Raw genomic sequence first — 18751 nt, forward strand, 5'->3', positions numbered from 1 at the left:
GCCGGCGCCCAACAATGCGACCGTCAGCGGGCGGCGCAATCTGGAGACACCCATGGCCACTTTTCGACCCAGCGGCCTGCGAGAACACGTTGTTGCCGGCTTGCTGCGAACGTCGCTGCGCCTGCTGCTCAAAACGGTTCTCCATCCGCGCTTCCCGATCGGCTTTCAGCGACGGTGGTTGGCGGTCGTTGCGCGCACCACGCTGATTCCTCGCGGCATCCAGATCGAAGCCGCGACCCTGGCCGGCGTGCCCGGAGAATGGGTGCGGCGCAAAAATGCCGAGCCGGTTCAATCGGGTAGCCTGCTGTACCTGCACGGCGGCGCCTACTGCATCGGCTCGGCCACCACCCACCGCTCGCTCACCGGCCGTCTGGCCAAGTTCACCGGGCTGCCCGTCTTCGCGCTGAACTACCGCCTGGCGCCCGAACACCCCCAACCCGCGGCGCTGGAAGACGCGCTGGCCGCCTACCGCGCGCTGCGCGCCAGCGGCCCCGTGGTGATCGCGGGCGACTCCGCAGGGGGCGGACTGGCGCTGGCCACCGCCCTCGCCCTGCGAGAGGCGGGCGACCCGCCACCCGCCGCCTTGTTGTTGCTTTCACCCTGGGCCGACATGGTTCCGCCGCCCACCGAGCCCGCCCCGGTACCCGGCGAGGCCATGCTGAGCACCGCCTGGGTGACAGCCTGCTCGGCCCTGTACCTGAACGGACAGCCTTCCGAAGCGGCCATGGCATCGCCCTTGCGGGCCGACCTGCGTGGCCTGCCGCCCACCCTGGTTCAGGCCGGCACCGATGAAATGCTGCATCCGCAGGCGCTGGCCCTGCATAACGCCCTGCAGGCAGCGGACGTGGCCTCCACACTCGACATCACCGAAGGCCGCTGGCATGTCTTTCAGCTCCATGGCGGCGCGCTGCGCAGCGCCGATGACGCCATCCACCGTCTGACCCGCTTCGCGCTCACCGCGTTGGCGGCCCACCGAACGCCGACCCAAAGCGAACACGAGACCGTGATCATGGGCGCGGGCATGTCGGGCATCTGCATGGCGATCCAGCTGCAACGCGCCGGGCAACACAACTTCGTCATTCTGGAAAAACAGCCGGGCCTGGGCGGCACCTGGTGGGACAACATTTACCCCGGCGCCCATGTCGATGTGCCCGCACCGGTGTACTCGTTTTCTTTCGCCCCCAACCCCAACTGGACGCGCCGCTTCGCCAGCGCCCCTGAGATCCAGCGCTACCAGCAAGACCTGGCCGAGCGCCACGGGCTGCTCGCCCACCTGCGGTTGAACACCCGGTTGACCGACGCCAAGTTTGACGTAACCACCGGCCACTGGCACTTCACCACCGACAACGGCGACACCCTGCGCTCGCGCTATTTCGTCTGCAGCACCGGGCCGCTCAGCCAGCCGCGCTGGCCCGAGATTCCCGGGCTGGACTCGTTCACCGGGCAACGGTTGCACTCGGCGCGGTGGGACGCGAGCGTGCCGCTGGGAGGCCGCAACGTGGCAGTGATCGGCACCGGCTCCACGGCATCGCAGCTGATCCCGCCGATCGCCAAAGAGGCGGGGCAACTCCATGTGTTCCAGCGCACCGCCAACTGGGTCCTGCCCCGCCCGGACCGCCGCTATGGCGCGCTGGACCGCGCCCTGGCCCATTTCCCGCCCTATGCGATGGGCGTGCGCTGGTGCTGGACGCAGGTGCTCGAATGGGGCCGCCGCGGCTTCGATGAAGGCAGCATGGCGCGCAAGGGCATGCTGAAAACTGCGGCCATGCACCGATCCCGCCAAGTCAAAACCCCCGAACTGCGCCAGCACCTCACCCCCACCTACCCGCTGGGCTGCAAACGCATCATTTACTCCAGCGATTTTTTCCCGGCACTGGAAAAGCCCAACGTCGAACTGGTCACCACCGGCATCGAGCGTTTCACGCCGACCGGCATCGTGACCACCGATGGCCGGGAGCGCCCCATCGACGTGCTGATCTGCGCCACCGGCTTCGATGCGGTGCACCTGCTCGCGGACGTGAACGTGACCGGATGCGACGGCCAAACCCTGCAGCAAGCCTGGGCCAAAGGCCCCGAGGCCTACCATGGCATCACCGTCGCGGGTTTCCCTAACATGTTCCTCATGCTCGGCCCCAACACCGCCACGGGCCACACCTCCACCCTGCTCTACATCGAGCCTGAAGTGCAACATGCCATTCATTGCATGAAAGCCGTGAAAGCGGGCGGCCACCGCTGGATCGCAGTCAAACCCGAGGTGCAAGCCGCCCACAATGCCGCCCTTCAAAGCCGGCTGCAGGGCTCGGTCTGGAGCCAGTGCAACAGCTGGTACCGCATGGAGGGTGGTCGCATCGTGGCGCTGTTTCCTGGGTTCACCAAGGAATATGTGCAAGCGGTTCTGAAGCCGAGACTGAGCGACTACCGTTTGACCTGAATCAAATCGGCGGCGCGGATCAGGGTTCAAATGGCCTTTGATCGTTCAAGGCACCAGGGGTCGCACAAAGCGACACCCCAGTGAACACCGACGGAAGGCCCTGCGTGGAATACAAAGACTATTACAAGATCATGGAAGTGGAGCGAAGCGCTTCGCAAGACGAGATCAAGCGCGCGCACCGCAAGCTGGCGCGGAAGTACCACCCCGACGTGAGCAAAGAGCCCAACGCAGAGGAACGCTTCAAGGAAGTGGGCGAGGCCTACGACGTCTTGAAAGATCCCGAGAAGCGCGCCGCCTACGACCGCCTGGGCGCCAACTGGAAAAGCGGGCAGGACTTCCAGCCGCCACCCGACTGGAAAGCCGGTTTTGAAACCGGCGGCAGCGGGTTTGACGGTCAGGACATGGGCGACCACAGCGACTTTTTCGAGTCGCTGTTTCGCCAGGCGCGCGCCAGCCAGTCGGCCGGTGGCGGCGGCTCGGCGCGCGGCGGTCAACATTTCCAGGCCAAGGGGCAGGACAGCCACGCCCAGATCCAGATCACGCTGGAAGAGGCTTACCACGGTGGCTCGCGCAAGGTCACGCTTCAGATGCCATCCATGGATGAGCAAGGTCATGTGGTCTTGCGCGAACATCCGATCGAGTTCAACATTCCGCGTGGGGTGCGCGCCGGTCAGCGCATCCGCCTGGCTGGCCAGGGCGGTCCGGGCCTGGGTCAGGGACCAGCCGGCGATCTGTACCTGGAGGTGGCCTTCCAGCCCCACAAGCATTACCGCGTGGACAAACACGATGTGTACCTGGACCTGCCTGTGGCGCCATGGGAGGCCGCGCTGGGCGCCACCATCGAAGTGCCCACCCCCAGCGGGAAGGTGGAACTCTCCGTGCCCGCCGGCTCCAGCGAAGGTCGCAAGCTGCGCCTCAAAGGGCGGGGTATTCCCGCGAAAACGCCGGGCGACTTCTACTTCGTTCTGAAGATCGCCCTGCCACCGGCCAACACCGATGCGGCAAAAGCCCTTTACGAGAGCATGGCCGGCGAATTCAAATCATTCAACCCTAGGGCACCACTGGGAGACGCGTCATGACCCAACCCCAACGACCTGCCACACCCGTGCAAGACCCTCAACACGGGTCACTGACGCTGGATGACCTTTGCCGGGCCTGCTCAGTGCAAAGCGAGTTCGTCCTGGCGATGCTTGAAGAAGGTGTGATCGAGCCCTCGGAAGGCGAGGCCGCCGAAAGCTGGCGTTTCACCGCCATCGAAGTGCATCATGTTTCCGTGGCCTGGCGTTTGCAGCGTGATCTCGGCGTCAATCTGCCCGGCGCCGCGTTGGCCTTGCAACTGCTGGACGAGGTCGAGACCTTGCGCGCACAACTGGCCGCACAAACGCCAGACGACGTCGGTTGAATGGGCGCGCGACGAAGACAACCAGATAACCGGCGCTTTCCCGTTCGAAAGATTTGAATCGCAAGGACAGACGAGCCCATGGGCTCGGGCAAGCGGTATTCCGTTGAGGTGTTCAGTGTTCAGTGTTCAATCTGATGACTGCAGTCCGGCAATCGCCGCGCGCACATCTTGCGCCCACATCCGTCGAGTTCGGCCCTCGGACGACTGGGCATCACCATAGGTCACAACGGCGCGCAGGCCGGTAGCGCGCAGCGTGGCCCATATCGATCCGATCAGCGTGGTGTCTCCAATGTAGGTCGGTGCATCGTGACGCGCGCCCGTCGGGGCATGTACAAACGACAGCCCCACAGGCAACACCGGTGCCTCGGCGGCAATGGCCGCCTCAAACAAATTGGAATGGAAAGGCAGCATCGTGACGCCGTCACCCGTCGTGCCTTCCGGGAAGATGGCGATCAGATCTTTGGCCTGGAGGCATTCGGCCACATGGTGCACCACCCGCATGGCATCGCGCCGCTTTTCACGCTCGATATACAAGGTACCAGCACCGGTGATCAGGCTGCCCAACAGCGGCCAATGCTTGACATCGGCCTTGGACACAAAACGCGCTGGCTGCACGGCGTTCATCACAAGAATGTCGAGCCACGACACGTGGTTGGCCACCACCAGGGCCGGCCCGCTGCGACATGGTTCTCCCCGCACAACCAGTTCCACCCCCAAGATGCGCAGAATTTCACCCGACCAATCGCGAACATGGTCGGTTCGCTGCACGGCACTCAAGCGCCCGAACCGGGTTCGAATGATCCACAAGCCTTGCACCACATGCGCCGTGGCACGCAGCAAACGCCACAATGCAGCGACCGGTGAACGTTGAGCCGTCACACCGCCCCTGATGCAGCGTCGAAGGCCACATACCCACCCACGACAGTGGCACGAACCTGAACCGGCAACTCGTGCCCCCCAAAAGGCGTGTGCTTGCCCTGGCTGCGCAGCCCCTCGGGCTCGATGCGCCAGCTTCGATTGCCATCAAAGATGCAAACATCGGCCTGTCCACCGACGCTGAGCTGCCCGACGCTGTGTTGCAAAGTACCCAGACTGTTGCCCAGCACGGTCTGCGGACCACGGGTCAACACCGACAACGCTTGCATCAACGCCAGGCCATCTTGCTGCGCCCATTTGACGGCCAGGCCCAGCAACAGCTCCACGGCAGTGGCGCCCGGTTCTGCTTCGGCGAACGGCAAAATCTTGGCATCCGCTGAAACGGGGTTGTGGTCCGAGACCAGCGCATCGACGGTGCCATCGGCCAGGCCGGCCCGCAGCGCGTCACGGTCGCGTTGCTGACGCACCGGGGGCTGCAACCGCAGGCGGCTGTCGTAGTAGCCGATGTCGACATCTGTGAGGTGCAGGTTGTGCACACTCACGTCGCAGGTTACCGGCAGGCCATCGGCCTTGGCTTGCCGAATCAGCTCCAGTCCGGCTGCGCTGCTGATGCGGCAGAGGTGCACGCGGGCGCCCTTGCCGTCATTGGCCTTGCCCTTGCCCTGCGCAGCGCGCATGATTTCAAACAGCGTGTGCAGCGCGATGGTTTCGGCCAGAACCGGGATTCCCGACAAGCCCATGCGGGTCGCCAAGGCGCCGCTGGCAGCGACGCCCTTGCCCATGTAAAAGTCTTGCGGTCGCAACCACACCGTGTAGCCAAATGTGGCGGCGTATTGCAAGGCGCGTTGCAACACCTGCGTGTTCACGATAGGCACCTCTGCCTGGCCGAAACCGATGCACCCCGACTCGGTGAGCTCTGCCATTTCGGTGAGGACTTCGCCTTGCAAGCCGCGCGTCAATGCCCCAATCGGGAACACGCGTGACTGGTGCAGTTTCTCAGCGCGGAACTTGAGCATGTCCACCAATCCCGGTTCATCGAGCACGGGGTCGGTATCGGGTGGGCAGACCAGAGAGGTGACGCCACCGGCCACAGCAGCGCCCATCTCGCTCTCGAGCATGCCCGCATGCTCCTGGCCCGGTTCTCGCAACCGCACCGCCAGATCCACCAACCCCGGGGCCACGATGCAGCCCGCTGCATCGATCGTGCGGCTCGGCTGGAAGTCGGCAGCGACCTGGCCAATGGCGATGATGCGGCCCGCTGCAATCGCCACATCGGCAATTTCGTCGCGGCCCGAGGCAGGGTCCATCACGCGACCATTTTGAATCAGGATTTTCATTGACGCCCTCTTGGCAACAAACGCCGTAAACAGCGGAAAGCGGAACCGGTTTGCGGCAGGGCGGCCCCCTGCGGGGACAACCCCGATGGAAGGCAGCGAGCCGCGCAGCGGTCAAGCGTGGGAGCCATACTCATGCTTCATTCCCCGCCACGATGCCCATGACGGCCATGCGCACAGCAATGCCGAACGTCACCTGCGGCAAGATCACACTCTGAGGGCCATCCACCACGGCCGAATCGATCTCGACCCCCCGGTTGATGGGCCCCGGATGCATGGCGATGGCGTCGGGTTTCGCCCAGCGCAGGCGCTCAGGTGTCAAGCCAAAACTCTTGAAGTACTCCTGACTGGATGGCAGCAACGCACCGCTCATCCGCTCGTTTTGCAGGCGCAGCGTGATCACCACATCACAGTCCTTGATGCCCTCTTCCAGGGTGTGGCACACGCGCACACCCATGTGGGTCATGTCGCTGGGCACCAGTGTTCGTGGACCCACCACGCGCACATCAGGACACCCCAAGGTGGTCAGGGCATGGATGTCGGAGCGAGCCACACGCGAGTGCAGCACATCGCCGACGATGGCCACGGAGAGGTTGGTAAAGTCTTTTTTGTAGTGCCGGATGGTGTACATGTCCAGCAGCCCCTGCGTGGGGTGTGCATGGCGACCATCACCGGCGTTGACCACGTGCACATGCGGCGCTACGTGTTGCGAGATCAGATACGGAGCGCCCGACTCGCTGTGGCGCACGACAAAGATGTCGGCGGCCATGGCGCTGAGGTTGGCAATGGTGTCGATCAGCGACTCGCCCTTGGCCGTGGAGCTGCGCGCGATGTCGAGGTTGATCACGTCGGCACTCAATCGCGTGGCGGCAATTTCAAAGGTGGTTCTCGTGCGGGTGCTGTTCTCAAAAAACAGGTTAAAGACGCTTTTCCCGCGCAACAGCGGTACCTTCTTGACTTCGCGGTCGTTCACGCTCACGAAGTTGCCTGCGGTGTCCAGAATCTGCGTGAGGATTTCGCGCGACAAACCCTCGGTCGAAAGCAGGTGAATCAGCTCGCCATTTTTGTTGAGTTGGGGGTTTTTTCGGAGTTGCATGGTATTCAGGCGCCCACTTTTTTCTTTTCCAGCACAAAGCTCAGCCGACCACTGTCCTCGTCCTTGGCCAGTTCCAGCAACTGGTCTTCGGGCAGGCTGACAGAGGCGGCCTTGTAGCTGGCTTGAACCGGCAACTCGCGCCCCGCGCGGTCCACCAACACGGCCAGCTGAACCGCAGCGGGTCTGCCGTAGTCATAAAGCTCATTGAGCACGGCCCGAATGGTGCGCCCGGTATAGAGCACATCGTCGACCAAGATCACATGCGCGCCGTTCACATCAAAGGGCAGCACCGTTTGCGCGCTCATCGCCAGACCGCGTTGCGCAAAATCGTCGCGGTGCATGCTGGAAGAGATCACACCCGCATCGCCGTCCAGGCCAAGGTCGCGTTGCAGGCGTTCGGCCAGCCAGGCACCACCCGATGTGATACCCGCCAGATACGACGGCTTGGGCGTGGCAGCCAACAGGGCTGCGACACCCTCGCGAAGCTGGCTGTACAACGCCTCGGCGTCTATTGGGGTCGGTGAAGTCAAGGCAAACTCCTCAAAAACTGTTCCAGGATGATGCAGGCCGATGCGGCATCCGCATCTTTTGCGCCCAATGCGTGGGCCTCGGTGGTGCTGTAACGTTCATCCACCTCAAACACCTTCAAACCAAAACGGCCCCTCAACTGACGGGCGAATTTCAATGCGCGAGCGGTGTTCTCATGGGCCGCCCCGTCGGGGTGGTAAGGCACACCGACCACCAGTGCGTCTGGCTCCCATTCTTTCAGGCGAAGTGCGATTTGCGCCAGTCGGGCTTCGCTGCCCGGGGCGGCAATCGTGCTTTGGGGCGAAGCACTGCGGGAAAGCCGGTTGCCACTCGCCACGCCGGTGCGCTTCAGGCCGTAGTCAAAAGCCAGAAAGCGCTGAAAGTGTGCGGGCACTTCCGTGGACGAGGCCAGCTGCGTTGCCGCCGGGTTCATGCGTGACCCGCGTCAGGCGAAAGCATCCAGGATTCCAGGCCCAGCAAGGCCATGGCGCGGTCATACCGCTCTTCCACTGGCGTCTCGAAAATCAACTTGGGATCGGCTTCTACAGTCAACCAGCTGTTTTCGGTGATTTCGGATTCCAGCTGGCCTTCGCCCCATGAGGCATAACCCAGGGTCACGAACACCTTGCTTGGACCGGCGCCTGAAGACATGGCTTCGAGCACATCTTTGGAAGTGGTCATCTCCAGTCCGCCAGGAATGCTCAGAGTAGACGCATAGACCGATTCACCCTCCCCGACATCGATGGCTTCGTGCAGAACAAAACCGCGCTCGGTTTGTACGGGGCCGCCCTGAAACACAGGAACCGTGGTCAGGTCTTCCCGCCCCAGGGGAAGGTCGACCTTTGCAAACAACCCGGGCAAGAGAATGTCGCTGGGCTTATTGATCACCAAACCCAGGGCCCCGCGCTCGCTGTGCTCACACATGAACACAACGCTTCGCCGGAATAGTTCGTCACTGAGACTGGGCATCGCAATCAAAAAATGATTGGTGAGGTTGATGGCGTCAGAATCAGCGGTCATGCACCGATTTTAAGCGGTGGCCCAGTGTTTCGCCGCTCGAGCAATTGAGCCCCTTGGAGTCTTGAACCGCCATGAACAGCTACGACAAAGGTTTGATGTGGTTTCGCCGCGATCTGCGCGCCGATGACAACGCCGCGCTGTATCACGCGTTGAAATCCTGTCGGCAGGTCTGCTGCGTCTTCGTATTTGACACCGCCATTCTTGACCCGCTGATAGAGCGGGGCCTGGTGGCAGACCGCCGCGTTGAGTTCTTGCACGCTTCCGTGACCGAACTGCATGAGCGCCTGCGTGAACTCGGCCGGGAACATGGCATCGAAGACGCCGGGTTGATCATTCGCCACGCGCAAGCCCAGGCAGAGATTCCGCAACTCGCCGAGGCATTGGGGGTGCAGGCGGTGTTTGCCAACCACGATGACGAGCCGGCAGCGCACGCGCGCGATGCCCACGTACTCGGTGATCTTGCCCACCGCGGCATCATGTTTCACGGATTCAAAGACCACGTAATTTTCGAGCGCCGCGAGATCCTGACCCAGGCGGGACAACCCTTCGGGGTATTCACCCCCTACAAGAATGCATGGTTCAAGGCATTGGAGGCCTTCCACCTGAAAAGCTACCCGGTACAACGGTATGCCAGCAACCTGGCGCCACTGGAGAAAGCTTGCCCAATGCCGCCTCTTGAGACCCTGGGTTTTTGCACCACCAACCTGGCTCAACTCAAGGTTCCCACCGGGACCAGCGGGGCCCAGGCCTTGTTTGAGGACTTTGTCGAGCGCATTGACCTCTATGACAAAACCCGGAATTTCCCGGCGGTCAAAGGTCCGAGCTACCTGGGCGTTCACCTGCGCTTTGGCACCATTTCCGTTCGGCGGGTCGCTTCTGTCGCCTATGGCATGCACTTGCAAGGTATGCAAGGAGCAAGCACCTGGTTGTCCGAGCTCATTTGGCGCGATTTTTACCACCAGGTGATGGCCAATTTCCCCCACGTGGTGGAGCACGCGTTCAAGCCCGAATACGACCAGATCAAGTTTGAACACGGCAAACATGCCAAAGATCTGTTCGCGGCCTGGTGTGAAGGGCGCACGGGCTACCCGCTGGTGGATGCGGCCATGGCGCAGATCAACCAGACCGGGTACATGCACAATCGCCTGCGCATGGTGGTGGCGAGTTTTCTGGTCAAAGATCTGGGTATCGACTGGCGCTGGGGAGAAGCCTATTTCGCCGACCACCTGATTGATTTTGATCTTGCGGCCAACAACGGCGGCTGGCAATGGGCAAGCTCCACCGGCTGCGATGCCCAGCCTTATTTCCGCATATTCAACCCCGTCACTCAGAGCGAGCGTTTCGATGCGGGTGGCAAGTTCATCCGGCGCTACCTCCCTCAACTGGCTGGGTTGCCCGACGCCGTGATTCATGCGCCGTGGAAAGCCAACGAGGTGGAGCTGGTGGCAGCGGGCGTTGCGCTGGGCAAGAACTACCCCAAACCCATCGTGGACCACGCCCAGGCACGCGAGCGCACCTTGTTGCGCTATGCGGTGGTCAAGAAGCCCGGCAAAACACCAAAGCCGGAATCCCAAGCCAGGGCCCCTACATAAAGGAACCCTGCGCCAACCAGCGCGTGATCAGACCTGGGACGTGGCGTGTGTATAGCGCGCGATCAACCCCAGCAGCTCGTCTTCCGAATAGGGCTTGCCAAGGTAGTGATCCACCCCCAGCTCGCGGGCGTGCTCCCGGTGCTTTTCGGCGATGCGCGAAGTGATCATGATCACGGGCAGGCCCGTCAGAAGTGGGTCGTTTCGCATATTGCGAACGAGATCGAAGCCGTCCATGCGTGGCATTTCGATGTCGGACAAGACCACGGTAGGCCGCTCTTGCTGCAACCGCTCCAGCGCCTGCAGGCCATCGGCTGCCAAACTGACGCGATAGCCTTCACGCTGCAACAGTCGCTGGGTCACACGGCGCACGGTGATGGAATCGTCGACCACCAGAATCAGCGGCACCGCATTTGGCTGCACAACTGCATGCGCCGACAGGCCACCGCCTTGATCCGATACCGGCAACTCGGCTTGCGTTGTCAACCAAGAACGCACCTGATCGCCATAGACCTTGGCCAGTGCCACAGGGTTGTAAATCAAGGCGACAGCACCGGAAGCCAGCACCGACATGCCCGCCAGACCCGGCAAGCGCGACAACTGGGAGCCGAGGTTTTTCACCACAACTTCCTGATTGCCAAGCACTTCATCCACGTGCATCGCTACCCGTTGGGCAGCGCTTCGGAAAACCACAACGGGCAAGGTGCGCTCTTGCGCTTGCTGGCTCTTGGCCGAAGCCTGAAGCAAAGCGCCCGCCCAGTAGAACGGCACTTCCTCATCGGCCACTGTCAGCGTTCCTTTGGCGTAAGCCTCGTTGAGTTCTGCCGCAGTGACGCGGCGCACCCGTTCGACCACGACAGAAGGCACCCCCACTGTAAAATCGCCAGCCCGCAGCATCACAACCTGTGTAACCGCTGTGGTCAATGGCAGCACCAGCTTGAATGCCGTGCCCTGCCCTTGTTGCGTGGATGTCTCCACACGCCCACCCAGTGCGACCACGTCGTTGCGAACCACATCCATGCCCACACCGCGACCTGCGAGCGTAGAAACCTCACTGGCCGTGCTCAAGCCCGGGGTAAAAACCAGGTCTGCGGCCTGCGCGTCGGTCAGTGCATTGCCATCAGCGACCAGACCCATGGCCTGGCCTTTTTCCCGCAGCTTGTGCAGGTTCAGTCCTGCACCATCGTCCTGGAACACCACGGAAACGTCATTGAGTTCCTGAGCCAGTTGAATGTTGATACGGCCTTCGGCCGACTTGCCTGCCGCCAGGCGAACCTCAGGAGATTCCACGCCGTGCACCACGCAGTTGCGCAACACATGCTCAAACGCGGCGGTCATCCGGTCGAGCACACCGCGGTCCATCTCAATATGCCCCCCGGAAATATCCAGGCGCACCTGTTTCCCGGTCTCCTTCGAGGCCTGGCGCACCACACGGTACAGACGCTCGGAAATGCCCTCGAACTCCACCATTCGGGTGCGCAGCAGGTCGCGCTGCAATTCGCGCGTTTGGCGACCCATGGCGGCCAAGCCATCTTCGGTTACCTCTACGGCACGCTGCAAGTTGCGCTGCACCGTGGCCACATCGTTCACCGATTCGGCCATCATGCGGGTGATTTCCTGCACCCGTGTAAAACGATCAAGCTCAAGAGGGTCGAAGGTCTGGTCTGCTTCGCGAGCCTGGGCCAAACGCGCCTGCATCTGGCTCTCGGCCTGAATTTCCATGTCGTGAAGCTGGTGACGCAAGCGCTCGAGGTTACCTGTCAGCTCCCTGAGCGAGTTGCGCAGGGTCACGACTTCTGAGTCCATGCGCGTGCGTGTCGTGATCACCTCACCGGTCTGGTTCACCAGACGATCCAGCAATTCAGGGCGCACTCGAACCGCCGCACCCGCGCGGGCCACGGCCAGTTTCGGCACGGTTGGCAAAGCCAGTCCTGTGACACCTGTTTCTGCGGCAACGGGTGTGTCAGAGGCCGAGGCGTCTGTGCCAGATGGCACCTCAAGCACTTCCTCAGCAGACTCTGTCTCCAGTTCGGGAGCGGTCTCGACCGCTGGAGTGGCCACAGTTTGTTCCGGTGCGATTTGCACCACAGCATGAGAGTCCGGGTCCATGCCGCGCAACAATTCAAAGCGCGCAACAATGGCATCGTAGGTGCTCAACAGCGGCGTGACCGTTTGGTCGGAAGCCGCATCGAGGTCAAGCCGCTCCGCATCTGTCTCCAGACGGTGGGCCATTTCACCCAAACGCAGGGCTCCAGCCAATCGGGCACTGCCCTTGAGGGTATGCAGATTTCTCAGAACCTCGGCTCGCGCGCTGGCGTTGCCGGGCCTTGCAGACCATTGGCGCAGCGCCGAGCCCAACTTGGGCAACAGCTCCGAAGCCTCTTCGGCAAAAATCGGGAACAGGTCGACATCGATCGAATCCAGTTCATCGATATCGTCATCAATATCTTGTACGGCGCCCTTGTGTTCGGCGACCATGGGCAGCGGCGCCATCAAGGTAGGCGCATCGGCAAAATCTGGCGGGGCAAAAGCCGATGGCAACCCACCCGACCCGTCCTCGCTTGGCGAGTCGATCGGTGCTGCTTCTTCGCCCAACTGGTCGTCCCAGCGGGAGTGCAACTCTATATCGAGCATCTCGCTGCCCGCAGGCGGCGGCAGCTCGTGCAACAGACTGTGCAAAGCTTCCAACAACTCGGCCGAAGGCTCCTTGAAGAATCCAGCTGCAAACTGATGCAGCAAGCGCCGAATATCCTCTGAGGCATCGACGAACAGCTGGGCCTGTGCCTGCTGTGCTGGTCGACCCTCGCGTTGATGCAAGCCGACCGCACCAAGCGCATTCTCCAACGCACGCGAGATATCAGACAGCGGCTGGAAACCCACTGTGGCCGAACTGCCCGCCAACGAATGCGCCAAGGACTCTGCCTGAACCGGCAATGGCTCATGGCACTCCAGCAACCACTCCGACAACACCGTACCCAAGCGCCGCGACCACTCGTCGGCCTCATTCAGGTAGACGTTGTACAGCTTCAAATCGATACGCAATGGGCCAATCAGGCGGGTTTGCTCGTCCGGCAGTTCTTCACCCAGATCAGCAGAGGCATCCGCCTCCTCGGGCAACCCCATGGTCGAGGCGTCGACCCGTTGGGTTTCCTCTGCGACCGGTTCGATGTCGACAGCCTGCTCCGAGTCCTCAACAATGTCAGCGATCTCGGCCTCAGCCGCTGCATCTGCATCTGCATCTGCTTCTTCTGCTTCTTCTGCTTCTTCTGCTTCTTCTGCTTCTTCTGCTTCTTCGGGCGAAGCTTCAGCTATTTCATGCTCGGTCAGCAATGGAAGTGCATCACCGGCACTCGTTTCAACCATCTCTTCAGGTTGCTGAACACCGGCCTCCTCCGACGGCTCGATCGCTGGCAAGTCGTCAAAGTCCAACGACAAACCGTCAAACATCGAAGGGAGAGCAGAAGCTGGTGAAGGTTCTTCAGGCGCAGACACCTGTGCCACATCGTCAGAAGATGTCAGTTGGCCAAAGTCGACATCATCCAGCATGGGTGGTGACTCACCCTGAGGCTCAGCGCCAACACCGGTTTCGGGCTCATCGACCGACGGCTCCCCCGCTAGCGCGGCTGGCGCCGTGGAGGCGAAATCACCAGCAGGCCATTCGTCCTCAACCTCTTCTTCTACCAGAGCATCGGGCGCCACATAGGGCTCGGCTTCCGGCTCAGCTTGAGCGGGCTCCTCCCACGCAGACAAGGGCTGCAATTCTTCGGCGCCTGGAACGTCCAGCGGGATCACACCAGTTTGCTCGCGCAGGGCCTGAGCGCTGTCGATAAATGGTTGGGCCTGCCACAACAGGTCTGACTTCGATTCAATGCTGTCGGCCCATCGCGAAAAGGCCGCCAGTGACTGGTGTGCGAGATCCAGCAATTCGCCTGAGACCGGGCGCTGCTCCGCCAGTACCGCGTTGAACAATTGCTCCATCGCCCAGGCGGCCTCGCCAAAAGCCGACAGACCCACCATTCGTGAGCTGCCTTTGAGCGTATGAAAGGCCCGACGCAAAGTCGTCATGTTCTCCAGGTCATCCCGTTGGGCCTGTAGCTGTCGCACCGCTGAGTTGCCATTGACCACGACTTCGCGTGCTTCTTCCAGGAAGATCGAGCGAAGGTCTTCGTCGTCATCGTCTTCATCAAGCGCGGCGCCCGTGACCGGCGCGGACGCTGGCGGTTGTTCCGGCGGCGTCTGCAACACAGGAGCGGCAGGAATCTCGGGTGGCTGCAGCACGGAGTCCACAGCCAAAGCGGTTTCATTGGCTGCACCCACGTCGGGCAACGCAGTGGCTACGCGCCCCATCAACGGTCGCAGTTCACCAGTTTCTTCTTCGAAAACGAAGAGCTTCTTCGCCAGTGAGGGCTGGTAATTGAGCATGTCAACCAGAAAGCTCAAGGCGCTCAGGTTGTTGCCCAACTGCTGAAAACGCGCTGAGTCACGCGCTTTTTCAGGTGCCCCTTCGGCATCGAGAATTTGCTCCACCGTGGCACGCATGCGGTTCACCGTCTGCACTGCCTGTTCCAGACCCAATACCGACAACACGCCGCGCATCTGTGCCAACTGCGATGTGGCGAGCAAAAGTCCTGCTTTTTCGTGCGGCATGCGGAAAAACTGATCAAGTGTCTTTTCAGTTTCTGCCAGCGACACCTTCAGTTCGCCCACCACGCTGCCCATGGTCTGCCGATCGCTGACCCGTCGGTAGAGCTGCTCCATCCAGATGTCCAGAGGTCGTCCCGGCTCGCCAGACAACACCCGCTCCAACCGCTCAGCCAATTCGTTACCGCGCTGGGTGAAGGTGGCGTCAGCCGGATCAAAGTCTTCCAGGGCGGCTTCCAGGTACAGCGTCGTTGTCGCCACCTCCATGGCCAATTCAGGGCGAATGGTGGTTTTGGACTCGCGCACGGCCTGATCAACAGCCTTGTTCAATGCACCGGCCAAACCAACACTGGGCGCATGCAGTTTGATCAACGAGTCGCCGATGAGTCCAAACTGGTCCACCACCTGACGCACCCGGTTCACATCGCCGCTCGTGAACAATCCCCATGATTCTTTGGCTGCCTGGACCCGCTTGCGTGCCTGGGTCAACTGGGCCGGGTCGAACTGGCCCAACGACGCCCGCGCGTAGTCAACCCATTTGGTATCGGTCAGGCCAAACGCCTCGCGGACCCGGGTCAGGTAGGGGGCCTCCGAGCGACCGGGGGCATTCTTGGTATGTGCACAGAAGAACAGCAGGTCGCGCAGCAAGGTTTCCGACACCTGTCCAGCCGGCTCAGGCTGCGCTCCGGCGGCGGCAGGCTTGCCCATCAAGGCGTTGAATTGCAGCAACACCCGTGAAGCGGCGCGCTTCGCATAGACGTCAACGGGCATAAGCCCCAGCGCCATGCCTTCAAAGTAGGCGGCGGCCACATGCCAGAATGTGCGGGCACGCGGATCTTCGGCGCTCACCGACAGGCCTGCGCTGTTCCGCATCAGCGACTGGGCGGTCGCCACACTGGGCGCCTTGACCAGTATCAGCACGGAGCGCTCGAACACCGAGCGCAAGGCTGCGCTGAACACCATGGGCTTGACACCCGCTGGCGCCTCCATGTTGGTACTCATGCGGTCAAACGACCACAAATCTGCAGGATGTATCCGTTCGACACCTGCCAGCTTCTGCACGCTGTAATACTGCGGAAACAACACCAAAGGTTGCAAAGGCTTGCTGTTCAGAACCGCCTGCAAATACTCAAGCAAGGCAAATCCGGCGTGCTCCACCTTTTGAATCGCAGCTTCGTCGCAAACCTGCGGGCGCTGAACGAAGCGTTGAACGGCCCCCTCCATGCCCCTCAACACCTGGGCAGGCTGTTCAAGCCCCACCATTTCCAAAGCACCCACAGCCTGGTGCAGTTGTTGACGAGCCATCCGCAAAGGTGCCGGGTCGGGGGCATCCAGGTCACCCGGCTCAAGCTGGGCTGCTTCGCGTACGAACCGCTTGGTGGCTTTGTTGGCGCCATCGAGCGATTTACGCAGCTCGTCAAACACCCAGGCCAACGGACCGAGATCGGCCAACGGCGATTCCGTTGGCAAGCTGTCGGTGGTGGAATCGAGCATGGTTTTGATGGGTTAGTGCCGGCGCCGAGCGTCAGGCAATTTTGAATCGCGACACCGACTGACGAAGCTCTTCAGCCATGGCCGAAAGCTCGCGCACCTGTTGTGCCGTGGAACGGGTACCTTCACCCGTTTGTTCGGTCACCGCAAAAATGTGCTGGATGTTGCCAGCCACCTCGTTGGCCGAATCGGCCTCCCGGGATGCGGCGGTTGAAATTTCCTCAATCAGATCGGCCAGGCGACGCGACACCCGGTCAATCTCTGACAGCGCCGTACCGGCGTTGTCCGACAATTTGGCTCCTTCCACCACACCCTGCGTGGAGCGCTCCATGGCGCCCACGGCATCCTGGGTATCGGTCTGAATCGTTTTCACCAAGGCCGCAATCTGACGGGTGGCATCGCCCGAGCGCTCAGCCAATCGCTGCACCTCTTCGGCAACCACCGAGAAACCTCGGCCGGCTTCACCCGCAGAAGCGGCTTGAATGGCCGCATTCAAGGCCAACACGTTGGTCTGTTCGGTAATGTCAGAAATCAGCTCCGTGATTTCACCAATTTCTTGGGACGACTCACCCAGTCGTTTGATTCGCTTGGAGGTGTCCTGAATCTGATCTCGAATCGCGTTCATACCGCCGATGGCATCCTGCACCGCCTGCAGACCCTGCTCGGCAGCTTGCCGCGACGAACGGGCCACCAAGGCCGACTCTTGCGCCTGACCAGACACCTGGTTAATTCGCTTGGCCATGTCCACAACCGATTGGCCGGTTTCCCGAATCTCGCGCAGTTGTTCGTTGGAAGCTGCAAGCAGCTCCGTCGAAGTGCTTTCCACTGCGGCCGTGGTTTGCGCAACCCGCGTCGCCGTGGCCTGCACGTTGCCCACCAGCGAACGCAATTCTTCAACGGTGTAATTCACCGAGTCGGCGATGGCGCCGGTAATGTCTTCCGTCACCGTTGCCTCCTGGGTCAGGTCGCCCTCTGCAACGGTCTGCAATTCGTTCATCAACCGCAAAATGGCAGCCTGGTTGGCGTCGTTGACCCGCTTGGCATCCTGCTCTTCAGACTCGGCTGCAACCCGCTGGCCCTCAGCCGAAAGCTGGCGAACACGGCTTTCCTGAAGCTGCACGTAGGCCAGGCCACCCGCGCAAAGCAAGGCAACCAGAGCACTGCCCAACAAGATCAGCAGTTGCTTTCCGCTCAACCCGCTTGCGGTTGAAAGATCGCCTTGCAACTTCTGAAGATCCTGACGAAGAGGCTCGCTGTCTTTCACAATGGCATCAAGCGCACCTCGAGCCTCGGCCAAGCCCTGCGTGGCGCCGAGTATCTCCTGCGCCCTGCCGAGGGTGTCTGCGAACAACGCGAGCAACGACTCCAGGTTTTCGCGAATTTGTGCATCGCCCGTGGCTCTCAAGCGCAACTCCTCGTTGCCGTTCAGCAAGCCCTCACCGATCTCCTTGAATGTATTCAAGTCTTTGCCCAGCAGAAAGACCGCCTCCGGGCTCACTCCCTCTACCGTCAACAGTTCGTTGGCCGATTTACCAATGCGCTGAGTCAGCATCACCAACTGGCTCGAAGCAGACAGTTCGGAGGTTTGCGCATTGCCCTGCAGCTTCAAGGACGCAATCGTTTCGGCAAACTCGAGAAGGTCAGCCGTCTGGTTGTTGATCGCCCGCACCGACTGACTGACCCGGGTCAGATTGGCCTCTTGTCCCAACACCACCGCTGCATTGCGGCTCGCGGCATCCACCCGGGGGGCGATCTCACCCAGCAATGGATCAAAGGAGGCATCAAGTGGCTGCAATGCCATGCCTGCGTCGCCATCTTGAAAGGCCTTCAAGCTCTTTGACAGAACTTCCGAGCTTTCTTTAACTTCAGGGAACGCCGCTGCGTTGCCTACCAGGGCCTGTGACACGCTTTTGGCCAAACGCTGTGACTGCATCAACGCCTGACCGCTGGCCGCCACTTGTCGGCTCGTTTTTTCGGTCTCACGCAGCGCAAAGAAGATGGCCGTTGCCAGAACAATCAGGGACACCACCAACAACATGGAGAAGATGCTGCGATGCTGGGCAGCTGTGCGACGGCCCAACAGCGGCACCGTCACCAAATCCGGGTCCGAGTCCGCCTCAAGTTCGGGCTCAGCCAATTCGATTGGCGCCCCCAGGCGGCTATCGCCCGACTGGGCCTCGCGTCGAGGGGCCAGACTGGCGGCGGCCAAATCGGCCAGCTCCTGGTCTGTGGCTTGACTCAGATCAGCGCCTTCCTGCGGCTCTGACTTTGAAAACATCCCTTGAATCCGATCAAGCACGGCCATGGATCACCTTCCAACATATATAGACAAGCCGCAACTCG

12 protein-coding genes are annotated in these 18751 nt (G+C 61.5%); 4 read left to right on the plus strand and 8 right to left on the minus strand.

Annotated elements, in window-relative coordinates:
- Window positions 1-52: 52 nt before the first annotated feature.
- The 3 genes from LPB072_RS23260 to LPB072_RS19330 all read left to right on the plus strand — a co-directional run bounded on the left by LPB072_RS23260 (window position 53) and on the right by LPB072_RS19330 (window position 3833).
- The gene (locus LPB072_RS23260) at window positions 53-2431 is read left to right on the plus strand and encodes an alpha/beta hydrolase fold domain-containing protein (RefSeq protein ID WP_082876770.1); all 2379 of its coding nucleotides are present in this window, start codon (window positions 53-55) and stop codon (window positions 2429-2431) included.
- Window positions 2432-2535: 104 nt separating this feature from the next.
- A complete protein-coding gene (locus tag LPB072_RS19325; protein ID WP_066087198.1) occupies window positions 2536-3510 on the plus strand; it encodes a DnaJ C-terminal domain-containing protein in 975 nt (324 codons plus the stop codon).
- Window positions 3507-3833, plus strand: a complete 327-nt coding sequence (locus LPB072_RS19330) for a chaperone modulator CbpM (protein ID WP_066086799.1) — start codon at window positions 3507-3509, stop codon at window positions 3831-3833. The genes LPB072_RS19325 and LPB072_RS19330 overlap by 4 nt, the downstream gene beginning before the upstream one ends.
- A gap of 126 nt (window positions 3834-3959) precedes the next feature.
- On the opposite strand, the gene LPB072_RS19335 is transcribed toward LPB072_RS19330, so the two are convergent.
- The 6 genes from LPB072_RS19335 to LPB072_RS19360 form a co-directional block, all read right to left on the minus strand.
- Window positions 3960-4712: a lysophospholipid acyltransferase family protein gene (locus LPB072_RS19335; protein WP_066086796.1), complete on the minus strand. Its 753-nt coding sequence runs from the start codon at window positions 4710-4712 to the stop codon at window positions 3960-3962.
- Window positions 4709-6046: a dihydroorotase gene (locus LPB072_RS19340; protein ID WP_066086795.1), complete on the minus strand. Its 1338-nt coding sequence runs from the start codon at window positions 6044-6046 to the stop codon at window positions 4709-4711. Before LPB072_RS19340 ends, LPB072_RS19335 begins: the two co-directional genes overlap by 4 nt.
- Window positions 6047-6176: 130 nt before the next feature.
- Window positions 6177-7139, minus strand: a complete 963-nt coding sequence (locus tag LPB072_RS19345; RefSeq protein WP_066086792.1) for an aspartate carbamoyltransferase catalytic subunit — start codon at window positions 7137-7139, stop codon at window positions 6177-6179.
- Between the two features lie 5 nt (window positions 7140-7144).
- Window positions 7145-7669 (minus strand): bifunctional pyr operon transcriptional regulator/uracil phosphoribosyltransferase PyrR, encoded by a 525-nt coding sequence (gene pyrR / locus LPB072_RS19350; RefSeq protein ID WP_082876769.1) that lies wholly within the window; start codon window positions 7667-7669, stop codon window positions 7145-7147.
- The gene (gene ruvX / locus LPB072_RS19355; protein ID WP_066086788.1) at window positions 7666-8100 is read right to left on the minus strand and encodes a Holliday junction resolvase RuvX; all 435 of its coding nucleotides are present in this window, start codon (window positions 8098-8100) and stop codon (window positions 7666-7668) included. The genes pyrR and ruvX overlap by 4 nt, the downstream gene beginning before the upstream one ends.
- Window positions 8097-8687 (minus strand): YqgE/AlgH family protein, encoded by a 591-nt coding sequence (locus LPB072_RS19360; RefSeq protein WP_066086785.1) that lies wholly within the window; start codon window positions 8685-8687, stop codon window positions 8097-8099. The genes ruvX and LPB072_RS19360 overlap by 4 nt, the downstream gene beginning before the upstream one ends.
- Window positions 8688-8758: 71 nt before the next feature.
- Between LPB072_RS19360 and LPB072_RS19365 the strand changes: the two genes are divergently transcribed.
- The gene (locus tag LPB072_RS19365) at window positions 8759-10279 is read left to right on the plus strand and encodes a cryptochrome/photolyase family protein (protein WP_066086782.1); all 1521 of its coding nucleotides are present in this window, start codon (window positions 8759-8761) and stop codon (window positions 10277-10279) included.
- 27 nt (window positions 10280-10306) lie between these two features.
- Here LPB072_RS19365 and LPB072_RS19370 read toward each other — a convergent pair whose 3' ends face one another.
- Both LPB072_RS19370 and LPB072_RS19375 read right to left on the minus strand, forming a co-directional pair.
- On the minus strand, window positions 10307-16411 hold the full coding sequence (locus tag LPB072_RS19370; RefSeq protein WP_066086779.1) for an Hpt domain-containing protein: 6105 nt from the start codon (window positions 16409-16411) through the stop codon (window positions 10307-10309).
- A 31-nt stretch (window positions 16412-16442) separates the two neighbouring features.
- Window positions 16443-18713, minus strand: a complete 2271-nt coding sequence (locus LPB072_RS19375; protein WP_066086776.1) for a methyl-accepting chemotaxis protein — start codon at window positions 18711-18713, stop codon at window positions 16443-16445.
- Window positions 18714-18751 lie beyond the last annotated feature (38 nt).

This window comes from Hydrogenophaga crassostreae (assembly GCF_001761385.1).
GTDB classification, from domain to species: domain Bacteria; phylum Pseudomonadota; class Gammaproteobacteria; order Burkholderiales; family Burkholderiaceae_C; genus Hydrogenophaga; species Hydrogenophaga crassostreae.